General features: G+C 54.2%; 21 protein-coding genes. 7 read left to right on the top strand and 14 right to left on the bottom strand.

Translation table 11 applies throughout. The annotated features are described in order from the left end of the window. Positions 1 to 18: 18 nt before the first annotated feature. Positions 19 to 678: a hypothetical protein gene (locus tag PF1751_RS18300; protein ID WP_044287533.1), complete on the top strand. Its 660-nt coding sequence runs from the start codon at positions 19 to 21 to the stop codon at positions 676 to 678. 107 nt (positions 679 to 785) lie between these two features. Then, complete coding sequence (locus PF1751_RS18295; RefSeq protein ID WP_044287531.1) at positions 786 to 998, top strand: hypothetical protein; 213 nt, start codon at positions 786 to 788, stop codon at positions 996 to 998. A gap of 6 nt (positions 999 to 1,004) precedes the next feature. Here PF1751_RS18295 and PF1751_RS18290 read toward each other — a convergent pair whose 3' ends face one another. Then, entirely contained in the window at positions 1,005 to 1,637 is a 633-nt protein-coding gene (locus PF1751_RS18290) for a hypothetical protein (protein ID WP_044287529.1), read from the bottom strand. A 116-nt stretch (positions 1,638 to 1,753) separates the two neighbouring features. Here PF1751_RS18290 and PF1751_RS18285 point away from each other — a divergent pair, with 116 nt between their 5' ends. After that, positions 1,754 to 2,092, top strand: a complete 339-nt coding sequence (locus tag PF1751_RS18285; protein WP_144407266.1) for a hypothetical protein — start codon at positions 1,754 to 1,756, stop codon at positions 2,090 to 2,092. Between the two features lie 116 nt (positions 2,093 to 2,208). Next, positions 2,209 to 3,006 carry an AlbA family DNA-binding domain-containing protein gene (locus PF1751_RS18280; protein ID WP_044287526.1) on the top strand — a complete coding sequence of 266 codons (798 nt, stop codon included), beginning with the start codon at positions 2,209 to 2,211 and terminating at the stop codon, positions 3,004 to 3,006. 383 nt (positions 3,007 to 3,389) lie between these two features. Here PF1751_RS18280 and PF1751_RS18275 read toward each other — a convergent pair whose 3' ends face one another. From PF1751_RS18275 to bet, 4 genes are read right to left on the bottom strand one after another with little or no spacing between them, the layout of a single operon-like run. Next, positions 3,390 to 3,851 (bottom strand): hypothetical protein, encoded by a 462-nt coding sequence (locus PF1751_RS18275; RefSeq protein WP_044287525.1) that lies wholly within the window; start codon positions 3,849 to 3,851, stop codon positions 3,390 to 3,392. Next, positions 3,848 to 4,090, bottom strand: coding sequence for a hypothetical protein (locus tag PF1751_RS18270; protein WP_044287524.1), 243 nt, complete (start codon positions 4,088 to 4,090; stop codon positions 3,848 to 3,850). Before PF1751_RS18270 ends, PF1751_RS18275 begins: the two co-directional genes overlap by 4 nt. After that, positions 4,087 to 5,715 carry a YqaJ viral recombinase family protein gene (locus PF1751_RS18265; protein WP_044287523.1) on the bottom strand — a complete coding sequence of 543 codons (1,629 nt, stop codon included), beginning with the start codon at positions 5,713 to 5,715 and terminating at the stop codon, positions 4,087 to 4,089. The genes PF1751_RS18270 and PF1751_RS18265 overlap by 4 nt, the downstream gene beginning before the upstream one ends. Beyond that, positions 5,712 to 6,518: a phage recombination protein Bet gene (gene bet / locus PF1751_RS18260; RefSeq protein ID WP_044287522.1), complete on the bottom strand. Its 807-nt coding sequence runs from the start codon at positions 6,516 to 6,518 to the stop codon at positions 5,712 to 5,714. Before bet ends, PF1751_RS18265 begins: the two co-directional genes overlap by 4 nt. A gap of 135 nt (positions 6,519 to 6,653) precedes the next feature. Here bet and ykgO point away from each other — a divergent pair, with 135 nt between their 5' ends. Continuing rightward, positions 6,654 to 6,809, top strand: a complete 156-nt coding sequence (ykgO, locus tag PF1751_RS18255; protein WP_017255737.1) for a type B 50S ribosomal protein L36 — start codon at positions 6,654 to 6,656, stop codon at positions 6,807 to 6,809. Here ykgO and PF1751_RS18250 read toward each other — a convergent pair whose 3' ends face one another. Further along, positions 6,810 to 7,001 carry a hypothetical protein gene (locus PF1751_RS18250; RefSeq protein ID WP_044287521.1) on the bottom strand — a complete coding sequence of 64 codons (192 nt, stop codon included), beginning with the start codon at positions 6,999 to 7,001 and terminating at the stop codon, positions 6,810 to 6,812. It lies immediately after the preceding gene. Between the two features lie 207 nt (positions 7,002 to 7,208). Between PF1751_RS18250 and PF1751_RS29295 the strand changes: the two genes are divergently transcribed. After that, positions 7,209 to 7,367, top strand: a complete 159-nt coding sequence (locus tag PF1751_RS29295; RefSeq protein ID WP_167337371.1) for a hypothetical protein — start codon at positions 7,209 to 7,211, stop codon at positions 7,365 to 7,367. On the opposite strand, the gene PF1751_RS18245 is transcribed toward PF1751_RS29295, so the two are convergent. The 3 genes from PF1751_RS18245 to PF1751_RS18235 all read right to left on the bottom strand — a co-directional run bounded on the left by PF1751_RS18245 (position 7,359) and on the right by PF1751_RS18235 (position 9,008). Then, positions 7,359 to 7,574, bottom strand: coding sequence for a hypothetical protein (locus PF1751_RS18245; protein ID WP_044287520.1), 216 nt, complete (start codon positions 7,572 to 7,574; stop codon positions 7,359 to 7,361). The genes PF1751_RS29295 and PF1751_RS18245 overlap by 9 nt on opposite strands. Beyond that, positions 7,571 to 8,053, bottom strand: coding sequence for a hypothetical protein (locus tag PF1751_RS18240; protein ID WP_226994523.1), 483 nt, complete (start codon positions 8,051 to 8,053; stop codon positions 7,571 to 7,573). The genes PF1751_RS18245 and PF1751_RS18240 overlap by 4 nt, the downstream gene beginning before the upstream one ends. Before the next feature lie 703 nt (positions 8,054 to 8,756). Beyond that, positions 8,757 to 9,008 carry a DUF1654 domain-containing protein gene (locus PF1751_RS18235; RefSeq protein ID WP_044287518.1) on the bottom strand — a complete coding sequence of 84 codons (252 nt, stop codon included), beginning with the start codon at positions 9,006 to 9,008 and terminating at the stop codon, positions 8,757 to 8,759. A gap of 290 nt (positions 9,009 to 9,298) precedes the next feature. On the opposite strand from PF1751_RS18235, the gene PF1751_RS18230 reads away from it, so the two are divergent. Then, positions 9,299 to 9,556: a hypothetical protein gene (locus PF1751_RS18230; protein ID WP_044287517.1), complete on the top strand. Its 258-nt coding sequence runs from the start codon at positions 9,299 to 9,301 to the stop codon at positions 9,554 to 9,556. A gap of 67 nt (positions 9,557 to 9,623) precedes the next feature. Here the strand turns inward: PF1751_RS18230 and PF1751_RS18225 are convergent, their stop codons facing one another. The 5 genes from PF1751_RS18225 to PF1751_RS18205 all read right to left on the bottom strand — a co-directional run bounded on the left by PF1751_RS18225 (position 9,624) and on the right by PF1751_RS18205 (position 13,242). Next, positions 9,624 to 9,842, bottom strand: a complete 219-nt coding sequence (locus PF1751_RS18225; RefSeq protein ID WP_042570972.1) for a hypothetical protein — start codon at positions 9,840 to 9,842, stop codon at positions 9,624 to 9,626. 174 nt (positions 9,843 to 10,016) lie between these two features. Further along, positions 10,017 to 10,343: a DUF2388 domain-containing protein gene (locus PF1751_RS18220; protein ID WP_044287516.1), complete on the bottom strand. Its 327-nt coding sequence runs from the start codon at positions 10,341 to 10,343 to the stop codon at positions 10,017 to 10,019. A gap of 583 nt (positions 10,344 to 10,926) precedes the next feature. After that, the gene (locus PF1751_RS18215) at positions 10,927 to 11,763 is read right to left on the bottom strand and encodes a DUF3037 domain-containing protein (RefSeq protein ID WP_044287515.1); all 837 of its coding nucleotides are present in this window, start codon (positions 11,761 to 11,763) and stop codon (positions 10,927 to 10,929) included. Continuing rightward, a complete protein-coding gene (locus PF1751_RS18210; protein ID WP_044287512.1) occupies positions 11,760 to 12,503 on the bottom strand; it encodes a HipA family kinase in 744 nt (247 codons plus the stop codon). Before PF1751_RS18210 ends, PF1751_RS18215 begins: the two co-directional genes overlap by 4 nt. A gap of 82 nt (positions 12,504 to 12,585) precedes the next feature. Then, on the bottom strand, positions 12,586 to 13,242 hold the full coding sequence (locus PF1751_RS18205) for a LexA family protein (protein WP_044287511.1): 657 nt from the start codon (positions 13,240 to 13,242) through the stop codon (positions 12,586 to 12,588). Positions 13,243 to 13,338 lie beyond the last annotated feature (96 nt).

The raw sequence follows: 13,338 nt of genomic DNA, 5'->3' as shown, positions 1-13,338 counted from the left end.
TTAAACTCGGGCTAAGATATGGACTTACCTAAGTCATTTGAACTAAACGCTGCTGATATCAAGTACGAAGGGCAAGTATTGACGAGTCAAGTTGGCACTGAGATCGGCGTTAAAGATTCGCCAATATATATACATGTCGACTCAGACACGGACTGGGCAACAGTTGTTCCGGCTGCAGCTGGAGTGGTAGTAGCGCTTTTAGTGGCGTGGTTAACGATCGGCGTTCAGAGGAATCAAATTCAAGGGAATTTGAGTAATTTCAGACATCATTGGATGGCCGAGCTTAGAGAAGCGGCCGCAGAATTGATTTCTCTTATGACATATGTTGTCAATATGAACTCAAAGCAAGAAGGGTTTAAAGGCTCCGATGACTACTACAAAGCCTGCGCTAGGATGTCGCAACTGCGTGCTAGAGTTAATCTTCTTTTAAGTCGAAATGATGGGCGTTCTAGAAAACTAATAAAGTTCGGTGGTGAGGCTAACTTGCTGGCGATCAGAGTCGAGCATGATAGTCCTACAGTTAAACCGCTTCAAAAAATAAAAGAATACCGCGATTTGCTAAGGGCGGAACTCGAACAGGCTTGGGTGGATACTAAAAACGACCTTGGTTTCGGCCGAAGATTGATATTCCCAAAAATGTCGTGGTTGCTGAAGCGAAAAAAGGCCACCGGTGCGTAAATGCTCGTAAACGATGGATAGGCGTGGTGGACCCTCACCGGCTGGCGTGATTCGTTGATATGGGGTATTACGGGCGACCGGCATGGAGCCAGATCAAGGAGGTATGTATGCGTGATGACAACTACGAAGCAGGCCTTCTCGAGCTTCAAATCGCAAAGGAGGAAGCTGAGGCAGCGGCGGAAGATTTCTACAAGAAATACTGGCCGTTCCAGACTGACGAGATAGCCGCTCAGTACGGGGAGTTGCAGTTCACGGCCGTTATCATGCTCGCCGAGTTTGAACAATTCGCGCAGCAGGGCAGCGCCAAGCGTTCACGTTGATGTTCCTCAAGGCGTGTTGCTTGTTCCGCAGTTCCGGCAGTCTTCCCGGTAGCGCTGCGCGTCGCTTATGAACCGACCGCAACCATCGCAGTTGAACATCATCATTCGCGGCTTTTGCGGCTTGGCCAGTTTTATGCCGGTGCCACGCAAGGCCTCCTTGATGTTCACGTCGTCTCGCTCAACCAGCCTTCGGGCGAACTTATCGATGTATGGCTTGGGCCACACTATGGCGCCTGTTGAGCCAAGCTTGCTTATCCAGGTGATGGTGTGAGCCTTCGGTACTACGACTGCCTTCGACAGATCGCTTGTGAATACTCCGTCCTCACAAAGCCAAATCAGGTTGTTGCCGTTCCAGCACTGCGGCTTCTGGATGTAGAACTCGGCTGCGTCGGGGTGCTGGTCTAGGGCCTCGCTCAAGGTGACATATTGGCAGTCGACACCAACACGCGCCCTGGCGTCGATATAGGCCTTGGGCCAAGGTATATCGGTGTCTCGGTGATCGCAAACGCCGTCACGGGTGGACACCTGGGCCTTGGCCAAGTCGGTGACGTACCCAGAGCCACCGAAGCCCCAGAACGATAACCCGTCGCCGACGTAGGCGTGGCTGCGGCTGTCTTGCAGGTAGAACTGGTCGTCCATGGATTATCTCCAGTCAGGCGCCGCCCTCCGTGACCGGATACGGCTGTGTGTGAAATTTGGTGAAGTGGCGGTTTGATGGCTCTATGATTTGCCACCACCTACAGGGAGAGTTTTAAATGCGTTTTTTACTGGCTACAGCGATAGCTATTGCGATTGCAGGCTGCTCCGGACCCGGAGTTGTTCCGATGGGCCGCGACACCTACATGATTGCGAAGGACGGTAGCTTCACTACTTTTGGTGGTGGCGCTGTAAAAGCGGAGCTGTACCAAGAAGCCGATGCGTTCTGTGGCAAGAAGGGAAAGCAGTTGATGCCAGTCAAAGAGGCGTCCAGGGATTCGGGTTACGGGCGCTACGCAAATGCCGAATTGCAATTCCGTTGTCTTGACGCGAACGACCCAGAGATGGGCCGACCGACGATGGAGTCAGAGCCGCAGCTGAAGATCAAAGTGGAGTAAGCCGCCATTTGCGCTGATGGCAATTTGTTTTAGGTTGGGGTATTACGGGTGACCGGCATGGGGCCGGTCGAAGACGCGAACAAAAGAATTCGCATGATCTTAAAGGATGATATTCAATGTCCCTATCAAGGCAATTGCACGCTGGATTCGCAGAGTTTTTTGCAAAGCCTTCCTACGAAACCTTGAGAAGTCTCATTAAAAATAATATAGGCGAAACTAATGAGGTAGATTTCAAAGAGGTTTGGCCTGACAAGGGGAAGTTAGCTAAGCATGTATTGGCTTTGGGTAACTCCGGTGGCGGCGTTCTTGTGATTGGTGTGAAGGATGGTGAGCAACCGATAGCTGTCGGCTTGGATGTTGGAGCAGTTAAGGATAAAACTGTCATCGGAAATATGATAAAGTCTCTGATTCCTTCAAGTTTGAGCTATGAGGTTTTCGATTTCACCTACCGTGAATCAGAAAATAGTGATCTCAGGGGGAAGGCGTTTCAAGTGCTTCTCGTTGATTCCAGACCTTCTGACTTGCCGTATCTTGCAATTAAGGCATCTGGGGATTTAAAGGCAAACGCTGTTTATGTTCGTTCCAGTTCAAGCTCTAATGAGGCAACCCACGACGAGCTGCAGATAATCTTGGAGTCTCGAATTGGTACTCAGGAGGCTGCGAGACGGTTGCTGAATTTAGGGGAGCACTGCGAACAGCTTAAGATGCTGTTTTCTCAGTTGCCAACGCGTAATGAACTAGATTGGTTGATGCCTAAATCTTTTCGTAGTCAAAAATATTTGTCCAATGTTCTTTTTAGAAATTTCGAATCAAATATCATTGATGGCCTTCCAAAGCAACCTACCTATGAGGATTTCATTAATCAATGTATAGAAAAAAAGAAAAAAAGAATAGAGCGAGAGTTGGATATATAAGGGTTTTATGTTGGTATAGATCTTGGTTTGCTTGTTTTTAATTGCTGGATGATTGTCGCGTTATATCTGGCTTATTTATTTACTATCCTCTCTTAGAGACGGCGCGCCACGTTTTTATCTGTTAATTACCTCGTGGCGCGGATTTTCAATCGCGAGGTAGGAGCGTAAGTCCAAGGATGTCAGTGCTCAAAAGTTCATTTCACTTCTTCGCTAGTCTCGACATGGTGTACTGCTGCTTCACTTACCCAAGGTCCTGCCTGGAGCCTAGCCGTATCTGCTTCTTGCCCAGATTCGCTTTTCAGTTATGGACACCCCAATTACGCTGACCTGACAATCCGGCCAAGTCTGTCGGCGACTTAGATGCGCGTGGTTAATGGAGCACTTCACGCTGTGACCTTCTGCTGATACCACGCGTCGACCGCTTCGAAGATCCGTGCGGCGTGCGCCTCGTCCAGCGACATCACCTCGGGAATGGCGATCCAGCCGGAGGCCACCATCTGGCTTTGGTTGGCCTCGGCGCGCAGCTTCATGTAGCAATGCTCGATCACGTCTTCCAGGTGGTCGGACAGGTAAACCCCGTCCGGCGCCAGTTCCACCGACTTGCTGTAGCGGTCGCCGCGAGCGTCAATGCACATGGCGCTCATGTAGATCGTCCAGCGGTGAGGAATGCCGCACACGGCCTGGCCAATCTTCCCGGGCGCGATGTTCTTGAGTGACTTGTAATTGATCATGCCCTGGCGGCCGCTGGGATCGATGTTCACCACCGCGACGTGGTTGGATGCCAGCAATGAGCGGCACGACCGGGCGATGCGCGCCTGTAGGTTGTGAAGCTTACGCTTGCTCATAATGCCTCCGCCAATTTGCGCAGCGCCTCACGCTCGGCCCGGGTGATGGGCGGCTTGCGGCGCTTGAGGATGGTTGCCGGGTCGATGAATTCCGAACGCTTCGCCGGGGCTGGATTGATCGCCGGGCTGTCGTCGATTGTGAGCCTGCCGCCGGCGGCCAGGTGCTGACGTACCTGGCTGGAAAGCTCCAGCGCTTTCTCGCGTCGGAACTCGATATCAGATCTGAGGTTGCTGATCATGCTGCCGCCTTGCCGAGTGTCACCCCGGCCATGCTGAAGTTTGCACCCTGCGCTGCAACCATCGCGTCGAGCGCTTCCCAGTTGACCAAAAGCAGCGTGACCGGCGCCTGACCATATGCCACCGCTTTGATCAGTGCCTCGAAGTCTGTCACGCTGGCCTGCAGCGCTACCTGCTCGACCACGTGGCTCGTTACTGGCTTTGTAGCCTGGGAGACGGGTGCCGCTGTCTGAACTGGCGCGGCGCGGACTGGCTCGGGCGCCGCCACTTTCTCCACGACTGGCTCTGGCTTGATGGCTGCCAGTCGCTGGGCTTCCTGCTCTTCGGCGATGCGCTTCGCGTCGGCCTTTGCCTGCTCCGTCTTCTGGTGTTCGGAAATGCGGAATTTGATCAGCGTTACCAGGTCATCGTTTGCCTTGGTCACCAGCTGCTGCACGTCGCTGAACAGGAAGGCATGATCAACGGCGAGCTCTGCAAGACTGGTCAGGTTCAAGCGGATGCCGTCGGCTGCCTGGCTTGCATCGATCTTCGCGCGGGCAAGCTCGGTATCAACTGCGTCCTGGAGGCTGGCGATTGTGCGCTTGCTCTTCATGGCGCCGGCGAAGTCGACGTGCACATGAGGCAGCGCCACCTGGCCCAAGGTCCTGTTGATCCCCGCTATGTGCTCCGCAAGCGCTAGCTCGGCCTTTTGCTTTATGGTGGTCTTTACCAGAAGTTCCTGGGCCTTCACCAGCTTGTCGACCTTCAGGCGAGTCTCGCGGGCATGCGCACTGATGCGATCCAGCGACGAAAACAGCTCGTCGATGCTTTGGGTCTGCGACAGGGCCTGCTTTTTGGCGACAGCAACAGCTTCCTCGACATCGCCACACCACTTGACCGCCTTCTTCGCGTCGGCGAAGTCCTGGTCCGTAGAAAGTGTGGTTTTCACCGAGTCGATGACAGCGAGCGCCGAGTCTTCGAACACCTTCAGGTTGCTGGCGGTAACCATGCCAGTCAGCTCGATGCGCAAGGCTGGCAACTCATCAGGCGCCTTGCCGACGACAATTGAAGGCGCGTTGGCCATCTCGAAGTTGGCCAAGTCTGCCTCGAACTGTTTCCAGCCCTCGATCAACTGGGCCGCACGGCCGGCGACGGGCCGGTACTCCATGTGCACGAAGTTTTCCGGCGTGCCGTCCGAACAAACAAAGATCACTCGCTCTGCGCCGCTGACCAGCAGTTGCTGCTCAAGCTGCCAGTAGTAGTGCGGAGCCAGGTCGCCAGCCTTCACCTGGGCCACGACCGACTCGTTCCAAAGTTTGTGCTCGAACAGCGTCTCGCCGAGCATTGTGGCTCCGTCCATGGAGGCGAGCAGATTGCCCTCGGTAGCAACGATCGGATAAAGCTCTTCGCCGATCAATGCTTCAGCCAGCGGGCGGGCCAGAGCTTCAGTAGCGTGGCCCTTGTCGAAGATGAACTGCTGAGACGGCGTAATATCGGGCGTGATGCCGGTCTTCTTGGCCGCCAGCAGATCGGTCCGGGTTTGGTACTTCGAAGCGCCCATCATTGCCGGGGCTTCGGAGGCGGTGCGGAACTTGGCGCGAAGGGTAAGCCACTCGGCGGAGCCTTGAGCTACGTTGTGAATTTTCATGCGGCGTCTCCATCGAGGGCTTTGAGGTTGGTGATTTTTTCAATCTGCGCCGGGCTCAGCGTGTACTTGCTGCTGATGGTCGCAATGAGGTGTTCGGGGCTGGTGCGGTTCGAGTCGATCAATGGCTGCCACTTCACGATGTTCTCGGTTAACAGTTCGTCGGAGTAGGCGGGCAGCGCTTCCGGTTCAGGCTGAGCCTGCTGTTGTGGGCTTACATCGCGCGCCGGCTCCTCGAACGCTTTACCTTCCATCTCGTCGGCCGTTGGCGCTGATCCAACTTCAGGGAAAGCTTTGCGCAGGGCCTGGGCCTCGGCGCATTTGGCGAGCTGGGCAAATGCTCGGCGCTTCCACATGGCGTTGGGCGCCGCAGTGTCCTTGCTTGATGTCGCGTAGTTTTCAAGCCAGCGCTCATTGGCCGTGTATTCGGCAACAAGCCCGTTGCTCATCTGCCGCTTGACGGTCACGCGGCACCATTCGGGATACGTGACTTCTACGCCGCTCAGCTTCGCCGTTACTGGAGGGCCATATTCAGGCTCGCTGATTCCGGCGTACTGGCCGGTGCGTGCCGCTTGGATGCGGTACAGGCCGATGCCAGGCATCACTGTGTCCTGCATCTTTTTCGTCTTCGAGTTCCAGATCGGGACGATGTGCACCGGCTTCAACATTGGGTCCAGGTGGGCCGCCTGGCAGTAAGCCAACACCATCACTACAGAGTTCTTTTCTGCGCCGGGATAGAGGCTGCTGCTCAGCACTTCAACGAGCGCGGCCTCCGACATCGCAGGCGTGTTGTCGTCCTGCTTCATTACTGCGGACATGGGGATTCCTTGCCGCGATGCTCGCAGCGATGAAAGGGGTAGGGGAAATAAGAGTTGATAAACGTTCTTATTCGTATTTAAGATACGTAATAACGTATCAACTTAATGTAAGGAGCCTCACCTATGAAAGTGCTGTCCTCACTCAAAGAAGCTAAAAACCGTCATCGCGACTGCCAGATCGTGAAGCGCCGGGGCCGGATCTACGTGATCTGCAAATCCAATCCTAAATTCAAAGCGCGGCAGGGCAGTGCGAAGAACAAGAACAAAGGGAAAGGTTGATCAACTCTGCTGCTCAACCCTATAGCGCAGGACCTGGAGGACGCGACCGCCGTAACCAGGTTCTGCATATTGCTCAATTGGTGCACCGTAGAAGCCGCGGCGCTCTGCCAGGCTGTACGCCTCGCGTAGGTTGTGAGCGCTGATATCCTCAAGCTGCTCGTCGATCAGTGATTGGACTGGTGCAGTAGTCATGGCCTTCTCCTTGTATATGCGCCGCTGATTCTGATGTGCCCGCGAATGGTTTTTTCGACGAGTGACGTGTCTAGATCAATGGTTCTAAGGGCATTAGGGGTTGTCACCTCAGAATTTGGTGTTTACTCTGAAAATGTTCGAATTGTTACGAATAATTTCGGAGGCGCCTGTTTGTGAGGCGCGATACTTCAGGACGAGGAACGAAACATGTTTTCACACGAAGGTCCCGCAATAGAGCTGATGGTGTTGGTTTTTTGTCTGGCTGGGCTGCTTCTGGTTGCTTGGTTAATTCACCATCTGTACGAGCGTAAAAACGGGAAAGGCGTTAAAAAACAACAAAATCGTAACGCAGGTCGTTCAACTTAGGATCGTTGCAGTTCTATCCATTTGAGCCAGCCGCTTCCGGCTGGCTTTCAGTAACCAGGCGCTGTAGTGGTGAAATTCATCCGCTGTGAAGGTGCCGCTGGTGAAGTGACACACTATTAGTTCTTCAACCAGTGCCTCTGCAAAAACTGTGGAGTCGGGATGATCCAACGCGAGCAGGGCGGTCGAAACTTCGACGTGCGGGCTCATAACTCGTCATCCACGTCGTCTTCGGCTTCCTCACGCTCTGCTGCTGCCGCATCGGCGGCGTAAGGCCTTAGCAGGTCCATGGCGAACCGTTCGACTGTCTCGACTGGGCGCTCATTGCTAAGCAAGTCCGACGCATGATTGCGTGCCTCGCCCTGGCTGCCTAGGATCGCCGATAGGAAGAGGCGGGCAAACGAGTCTCGCTCATCCAAACCGTCAATCTGGCGCTGATTAAGGATGCCTTGCAGGTAGGTGCAGAAGCGGTCGAACGTCACCACCTGTGGCTTGCCATGGCGGCGCTTCCACTTAATGTCGACGCCGCACACCAGGCGCTCCGCCGAATGCTCAAGCCAGTCCGTTACCTCGTCGCTGTCGCTGACTTCTGGAGGCAACTGAGCGTCGTAACGCTCCTGGCATATCTTCAATGCTGCGTTCATGGTCGCCTCCAAAGTGGCGGGTTGTTCACCTGTATTCGTCAACACTCATACCTCCCGCTGGTTGCCGATGGGCGCGGGGGAGGAGTGCTGACGTAATAGAGGTGGGGAAGGGGGCCCAGGCCCGCTACTGGCGACGGCCTGGGTTGTTGCGTCAGCGGTGTGGCCCGTTGCCCGCTGCTGATTGCAGGGCTGGCCGGTCGTCTTCGGTGTGGGCTTCGAGCTTCCTACTCACAGCGTCAAACAGCATCTGTTCGCCGTGGATCACAGGTCCTTACAACATGCACGCTACAGCTCTGAATGCCCTGGCTGAGTGGGGCAGGGTGCATGAGGTCCGGCGTTCCCAGCCGAGGCTAGCGGGATCGCTAATTCAAATCTTTTGGGGTGGGCCGTGACCCGCTACTGGCGTCAGTCACCGGCTTGAATCAAATGTTCTTCCAGCCGCGGGCCTTTCGGCTTGTTCTCCCGCTGGATAACTGTTCTTGGCGCTTTACGCTGCACGCCCGGGTCAGTTGCCAACCCTCTGAACCGTTTAGGCCGGTTCATCGCTGCCTTTGAATCTGGGCCGGTGGTGAACCGGCAAGGGTTTCGCTAAAGAGCGGCACAGCTCTCGCTGCTGGCCGGCGGTGTTCGTTGCTGGCTTGAGTTGAATTTAAGCAAGCTGAAATAAAAGTGTCAAGCATGCTGAAATAGATAATTCAGATTGCTGAAACTTGAGGGTGATAAAAAGCCCGCTCACTGGCGGGCTCATTTAAGAATCGCAGTACTCACGCCAACCGATCCTGACGGCGCCGTCATCCAGATGCTCGATCCTTATCCCGGCGGTGTCGCCGATGTCTTGGATGACCTGGCGCCAGGCTTCAGGGCTTTCGTCGTCGCGTCTGGAAACCTCGACCAACTGAACCCGCTGTACTCGAGGAGAGGCAATTATGCGTTGCAGGCGGTGACCAACAAGCTCGTAGGAATTTCTCGGTTTAGGTGTGGGGTAGGGTGGCTGGATCATGCCTCGCTCCTTGCGAATACTGTATTCATACACAGTATTTGCACTGACATATCCTGGCAATAGGGTAGCAAGAAGTTTCATGCATAAATGCATATTTCTGTTGCCGAAGAGTTTTGGGGCAGGGTCGCGTCAGGCAAATTTGCAGGTATAGAGAAGCTCGCTCACTGACTGGCCTGGATAGAAAGCCAGTAGCGACCCAAGTAGGCGCGTAGTACGGTCCGCTTTCGACAAGTTGCCCGGTCCGTCGCTTGGTAGACCACGGAGCGGGACACTCATGGCATGGAGGTCAAATGGACGTTACTCGACAGGTCAAGAAAGAAGAATTGGATGCAGCCCTGGTAGCGTTTGCCCGTTACAAAATCGGGGAGATAAGAATCTTCGACCTGGAGCAGGCAATGAGTTTTGAAGTAGGCGAGGCCCTGTCCAGAAGCGGGCTGGTCAGGTTTTCAATTGCGAAGATGCTGTCCGGTCGTTATCGCATCAGCGATGAAGGGGAGAATGCGATCACAGATGCCGGCCGAGATCGCCTCAAGGTGATCCGAGGATGACGCGGCTTTTTGGCGAATGATAGGCAGCAAGAGCCCGCTCAATGGTGGGCTCAGATCGGGTAGGGCGTCAGTCCGGCCCTTGGGCCTTCAGCTTTGCCAAGCCCTGCTTGATATACCCGGCATTCTCGCCGATCGTCTCCAAAGCGCCACGTACGTTGCCGCCGACCTCGGCATTGCCTTGTTCTTCGACGAGCAGCGTAAACTCCATTAGTGCAGCCTCCAGGGCGAGTTGGTTCTCATAGATTCGCTCAAGGGTGTCCGGGAGAGAATATTCGGGATGGGGCATAGCTTTGGCTCCAGTCATTGATGCTGGAAGAGTAGTCGACGGCTGCTTGGGAGCGCGAGCAAATCACAGACAAAGAAAAGCCCGCGATGGGGAGTAGCGGGCTTAAAGGGATGTTCTCTAGGAGCTGGGGTAACCGTAAGCGCCCGACTGTGAAAGGGATGTGAAATGCTGTGCTCAGTAGGACGTCGCGATTGCCTTGGCGAGTTGCATATCGGACATGAGGGGCGACCTATAGCTCAATCGATAGTGCCTGGATGCTTGCTCAAACTGTGCGCCGCGAATTTCTCCATCCGACCCAATGAACGCCAAAGCGTCGGTCTTCGCCGATTTGAAAACCTTTGGCGGCTCGGTCGTGAGGGATGTGGTCGCCCCAATCAAAATGGTTGGCGCGGAGATAGTGAGAAATATCGCGGCAGCGATAGGGTTGGCGCCATCACCTGATACGGCTTGAGTGCTGACCGCTACCAGCAGGGCGATCGCCAGGGTCTTCCGTGAGTCCATGCTTCGATGCTTCCATTGCGATCATAGGGCGCCACGATAGCAGAGTAGGGGGATCACCAGATACAAGAAGCCCTGCGCTGGGCCGGGCTCGATGATGGCTGCTTATGCTGCTACTGCCAGGGTATCGGCTCTCACAAGCACCAGGATATTCACAAGGCGGCCTTCAGAAGGACTTTGCATTCGGCGTCGTATTTTTCACGCAGCTTGGCAGTACTAGCTGGCGTCATCGGCCCTGGTGTCTCTTTGTGCAATTCCACCATTTTTTGCGCAACTTCTTCCTGGGCCTGCGGGGTGTAGCCAGCGTGCACCAATAGTACATAGGAGGCTCTTGAGGACTGACTGCGGCTTATGTCTGGCTGGTCACCAGCTACTGAAAGCACTTCGTAGTAGGCCGCGCAGTAGATGTCTCTTTCTTTTTTTGGTGTCGGCTTGGGCTGTTAAGGAAGTGCAGGTGAAGATGGCGCATAAGGCCATTGGCATCGAGGATAGGCGCATGAAAAACGAGTCCATTCGAGAGGGGAGCAGATTTTATCAGCTCAAGGTGGAGAAACAAGAAGCCCGGCGCTTGGCCGGGCTTAGGTTTTCAGTGAAGCGTATCGGGAATGCCTTGCTTGATTTGGTCAATTATTACTGACTTTCCCTCCGCCGAGCTGGTGACGCGTATACCCGGAAAGGTCTGCAGCTCTTCAGCGATTTCGCGATACGCCTTAAGTAGCTTCGGCTTGCCTTCTTCAGGTGGTCCCGCAATAAAAAGGGTATCTTTTGCGAGTTGCCCTGCAGCACTCAAACGTCTTATTTTCGAAATCCATGCGTCGCCATGCTCAATGATTTTAGAAGACTCATCGTGCCCCAGGTGGATAGGCTTTAGGGCCTGCACAGGCTCGGTACCACTCATCAGCACAAACGGAAATTTTACTGGGTAATCAGCATTACCTAACTTCTGCTCGCTGTAGCGCTGTTTTAAGTTGGAGGCTGCGAGCAGCTTTCCAAGCTGGCGCTCTAATACCGTTTCCTGATACTCCTTTGTTGCAAAGCTGTGGTTTACATAATGGTCGAATAGAGTAGCAAGCGCTTGGTCCGCGTTATCTGTGGCCATCGTGCCGGGATCGCTAAACCTCATCATCGTTTCACGAGGATGGATCAGGTGCTTGAAGGTTGAGAGTAGCAGCGAGATATCTTCACGATTAACGGTGAGAAAGCCACTAAGGCGTGCTAGTTCTACATCAATTTCCCTGCGAGCCCTGACGAATATTTTTGCCTCGAGACTGGGGAAAAAATTTGTGATGCGCTGTCTTTTTTTCTCAATTTTGAAGCGAAAGTCACCATTATTGGCAATCAGCACGATTCCAATATTCACGAATTCGCCTGTTTCAGGGTAAGGCAAAAACCTCAGAATTGAATAGTTGCATATGTACTTCATAGCGCTCCCCAGAACCGCTCGTCCTTGAACACTTCCAGCATTTGCAGTCTTTCCGCCAGTGTGGGCTCTGTTTCGTCGATGTGGTCGCGATCTCGATACAGCCAATCGTCTGGCAAAAGGGCCGTGATCGTACCCCAGTTCTTCATAGCCTCGCCAAGCATTTGCTCGCAGTCCTGACGAACGACCAAATCCCTGAAGAATGACCGACACTCTCGAAAAACGTGCCCCTCCATAAATGCATCGCAGTCAAACGTTCTGTCAAACGCGAGATTGTGATCGATTACGGCGAGATCTCCGTTTGAGTCCAGGATCAGGTTGACGTTCCCGCCGCGATCCCCAAGGCACCGATCCTCGTTACGGATCCACCAATCAAATAGAAGAATTCGTCTTCTGAGGTCTACGGGAGTTCGATTGATATTGCTGAGACTGAAGTCAGTGGCGTTTTCTACTGCGAGAGAGGCAAATGCAAGCCCTCCTCCAAGATCCCCAACGTTGGGGATTGCACTGAATGCAATGAGGTCTTGTGGAATGTGCATCAAGCGCCAAGGAGGTATTGGTAGGTTTAGCGCCTTGCCAAGCTCAGCGCCAATCGCCTCTGAGATCAGAGCAAATCCACCGGCCTTATCGAGACCTTTCACGAAGTATGGAAGACCATCGTCCCCGCGCACAATGAAAGGCTTTATAGAATATCCCTGATGACTCTGCCGGACGATTTCAATCGCTGTAATGCTCTCAGGCATTCTTATTCTTCCATGTTCGATACACAGTGCGTGTCCGGTTTTGCTGGCCGCTTTGCCTGCGTGCTTTCGCAGTGGCCCGCTTTCAATAAAACTTCTGTAGCGCCTGCACAACCACGCCCACGATCCGGCAGTTCTCGTCGACGGCCTCGATGGGGTAGCTAGGGTTCAGCGGCTTCAGGAACAGCCGTCCGCCGTCGCTGACCAGCTTCTTGAATGTGGCTTCATTGCTGTCCGGTAGCTTGGCCACGACCAGCTTACCTGGTGCAACCTCCGCCTCAGTGTCCACTAGGATTAGCGTGCCCTCGGTGATGCTCTGGCCGGCGGGCGCTGTCATCGAGTCACCTTTGACTGTCAGCCAAAACGCTGGGCCTTTGGAGTCGTACTCCGAAAATGCGTAGGTGTCCGAGATTCCAGCCGGGTAGGGCTCTACTGCTTCCGCCCAGGCGCCGGCGGCAACCCAGCTCACTACCGGATAGCGGAATGATTTGGTGGGTTGCGCGGCGGGGGAGACGTTCGATTCTGAAGCATCCCGCTCATCACCCTCACCGATTGCCAGCCACTCAGCTCGGAATCCAGTCGCTTTTGCCAGTGCGTAAAGGTTCTCCGGCCTGAGGCTTTTGCTCTCGCCGGTGATCCACTGCGTAACGGCAGAATTTGCAACGCCGCAAAGCGATGCAATTTCTCCTTTCTTTTTACCGCTGATCTGTATGGCGCGGGCGATGCGTTCATGTCTTTCCATGGACTCAATATTAAGTTAACTGAATTTAAGCATGCAGTAGGCCTTAAACGCCGTTGATGTCATAACTTAAGCATGCTTAAATTACGTCAGATTCGA

Source organism: Pseudomonas simiae (assembly GCF_000934565.1).
Lineage (GTDB): Bacteria > Pseudomonadota > Gammaproteobacteria > Pseudomonadales > Pseudomonadaceae > Aquipseudomonas > Aquipseudomonas simiae.
This window is presented reverse-complemented; position numbering and strand designations above follow the sequence as displayed.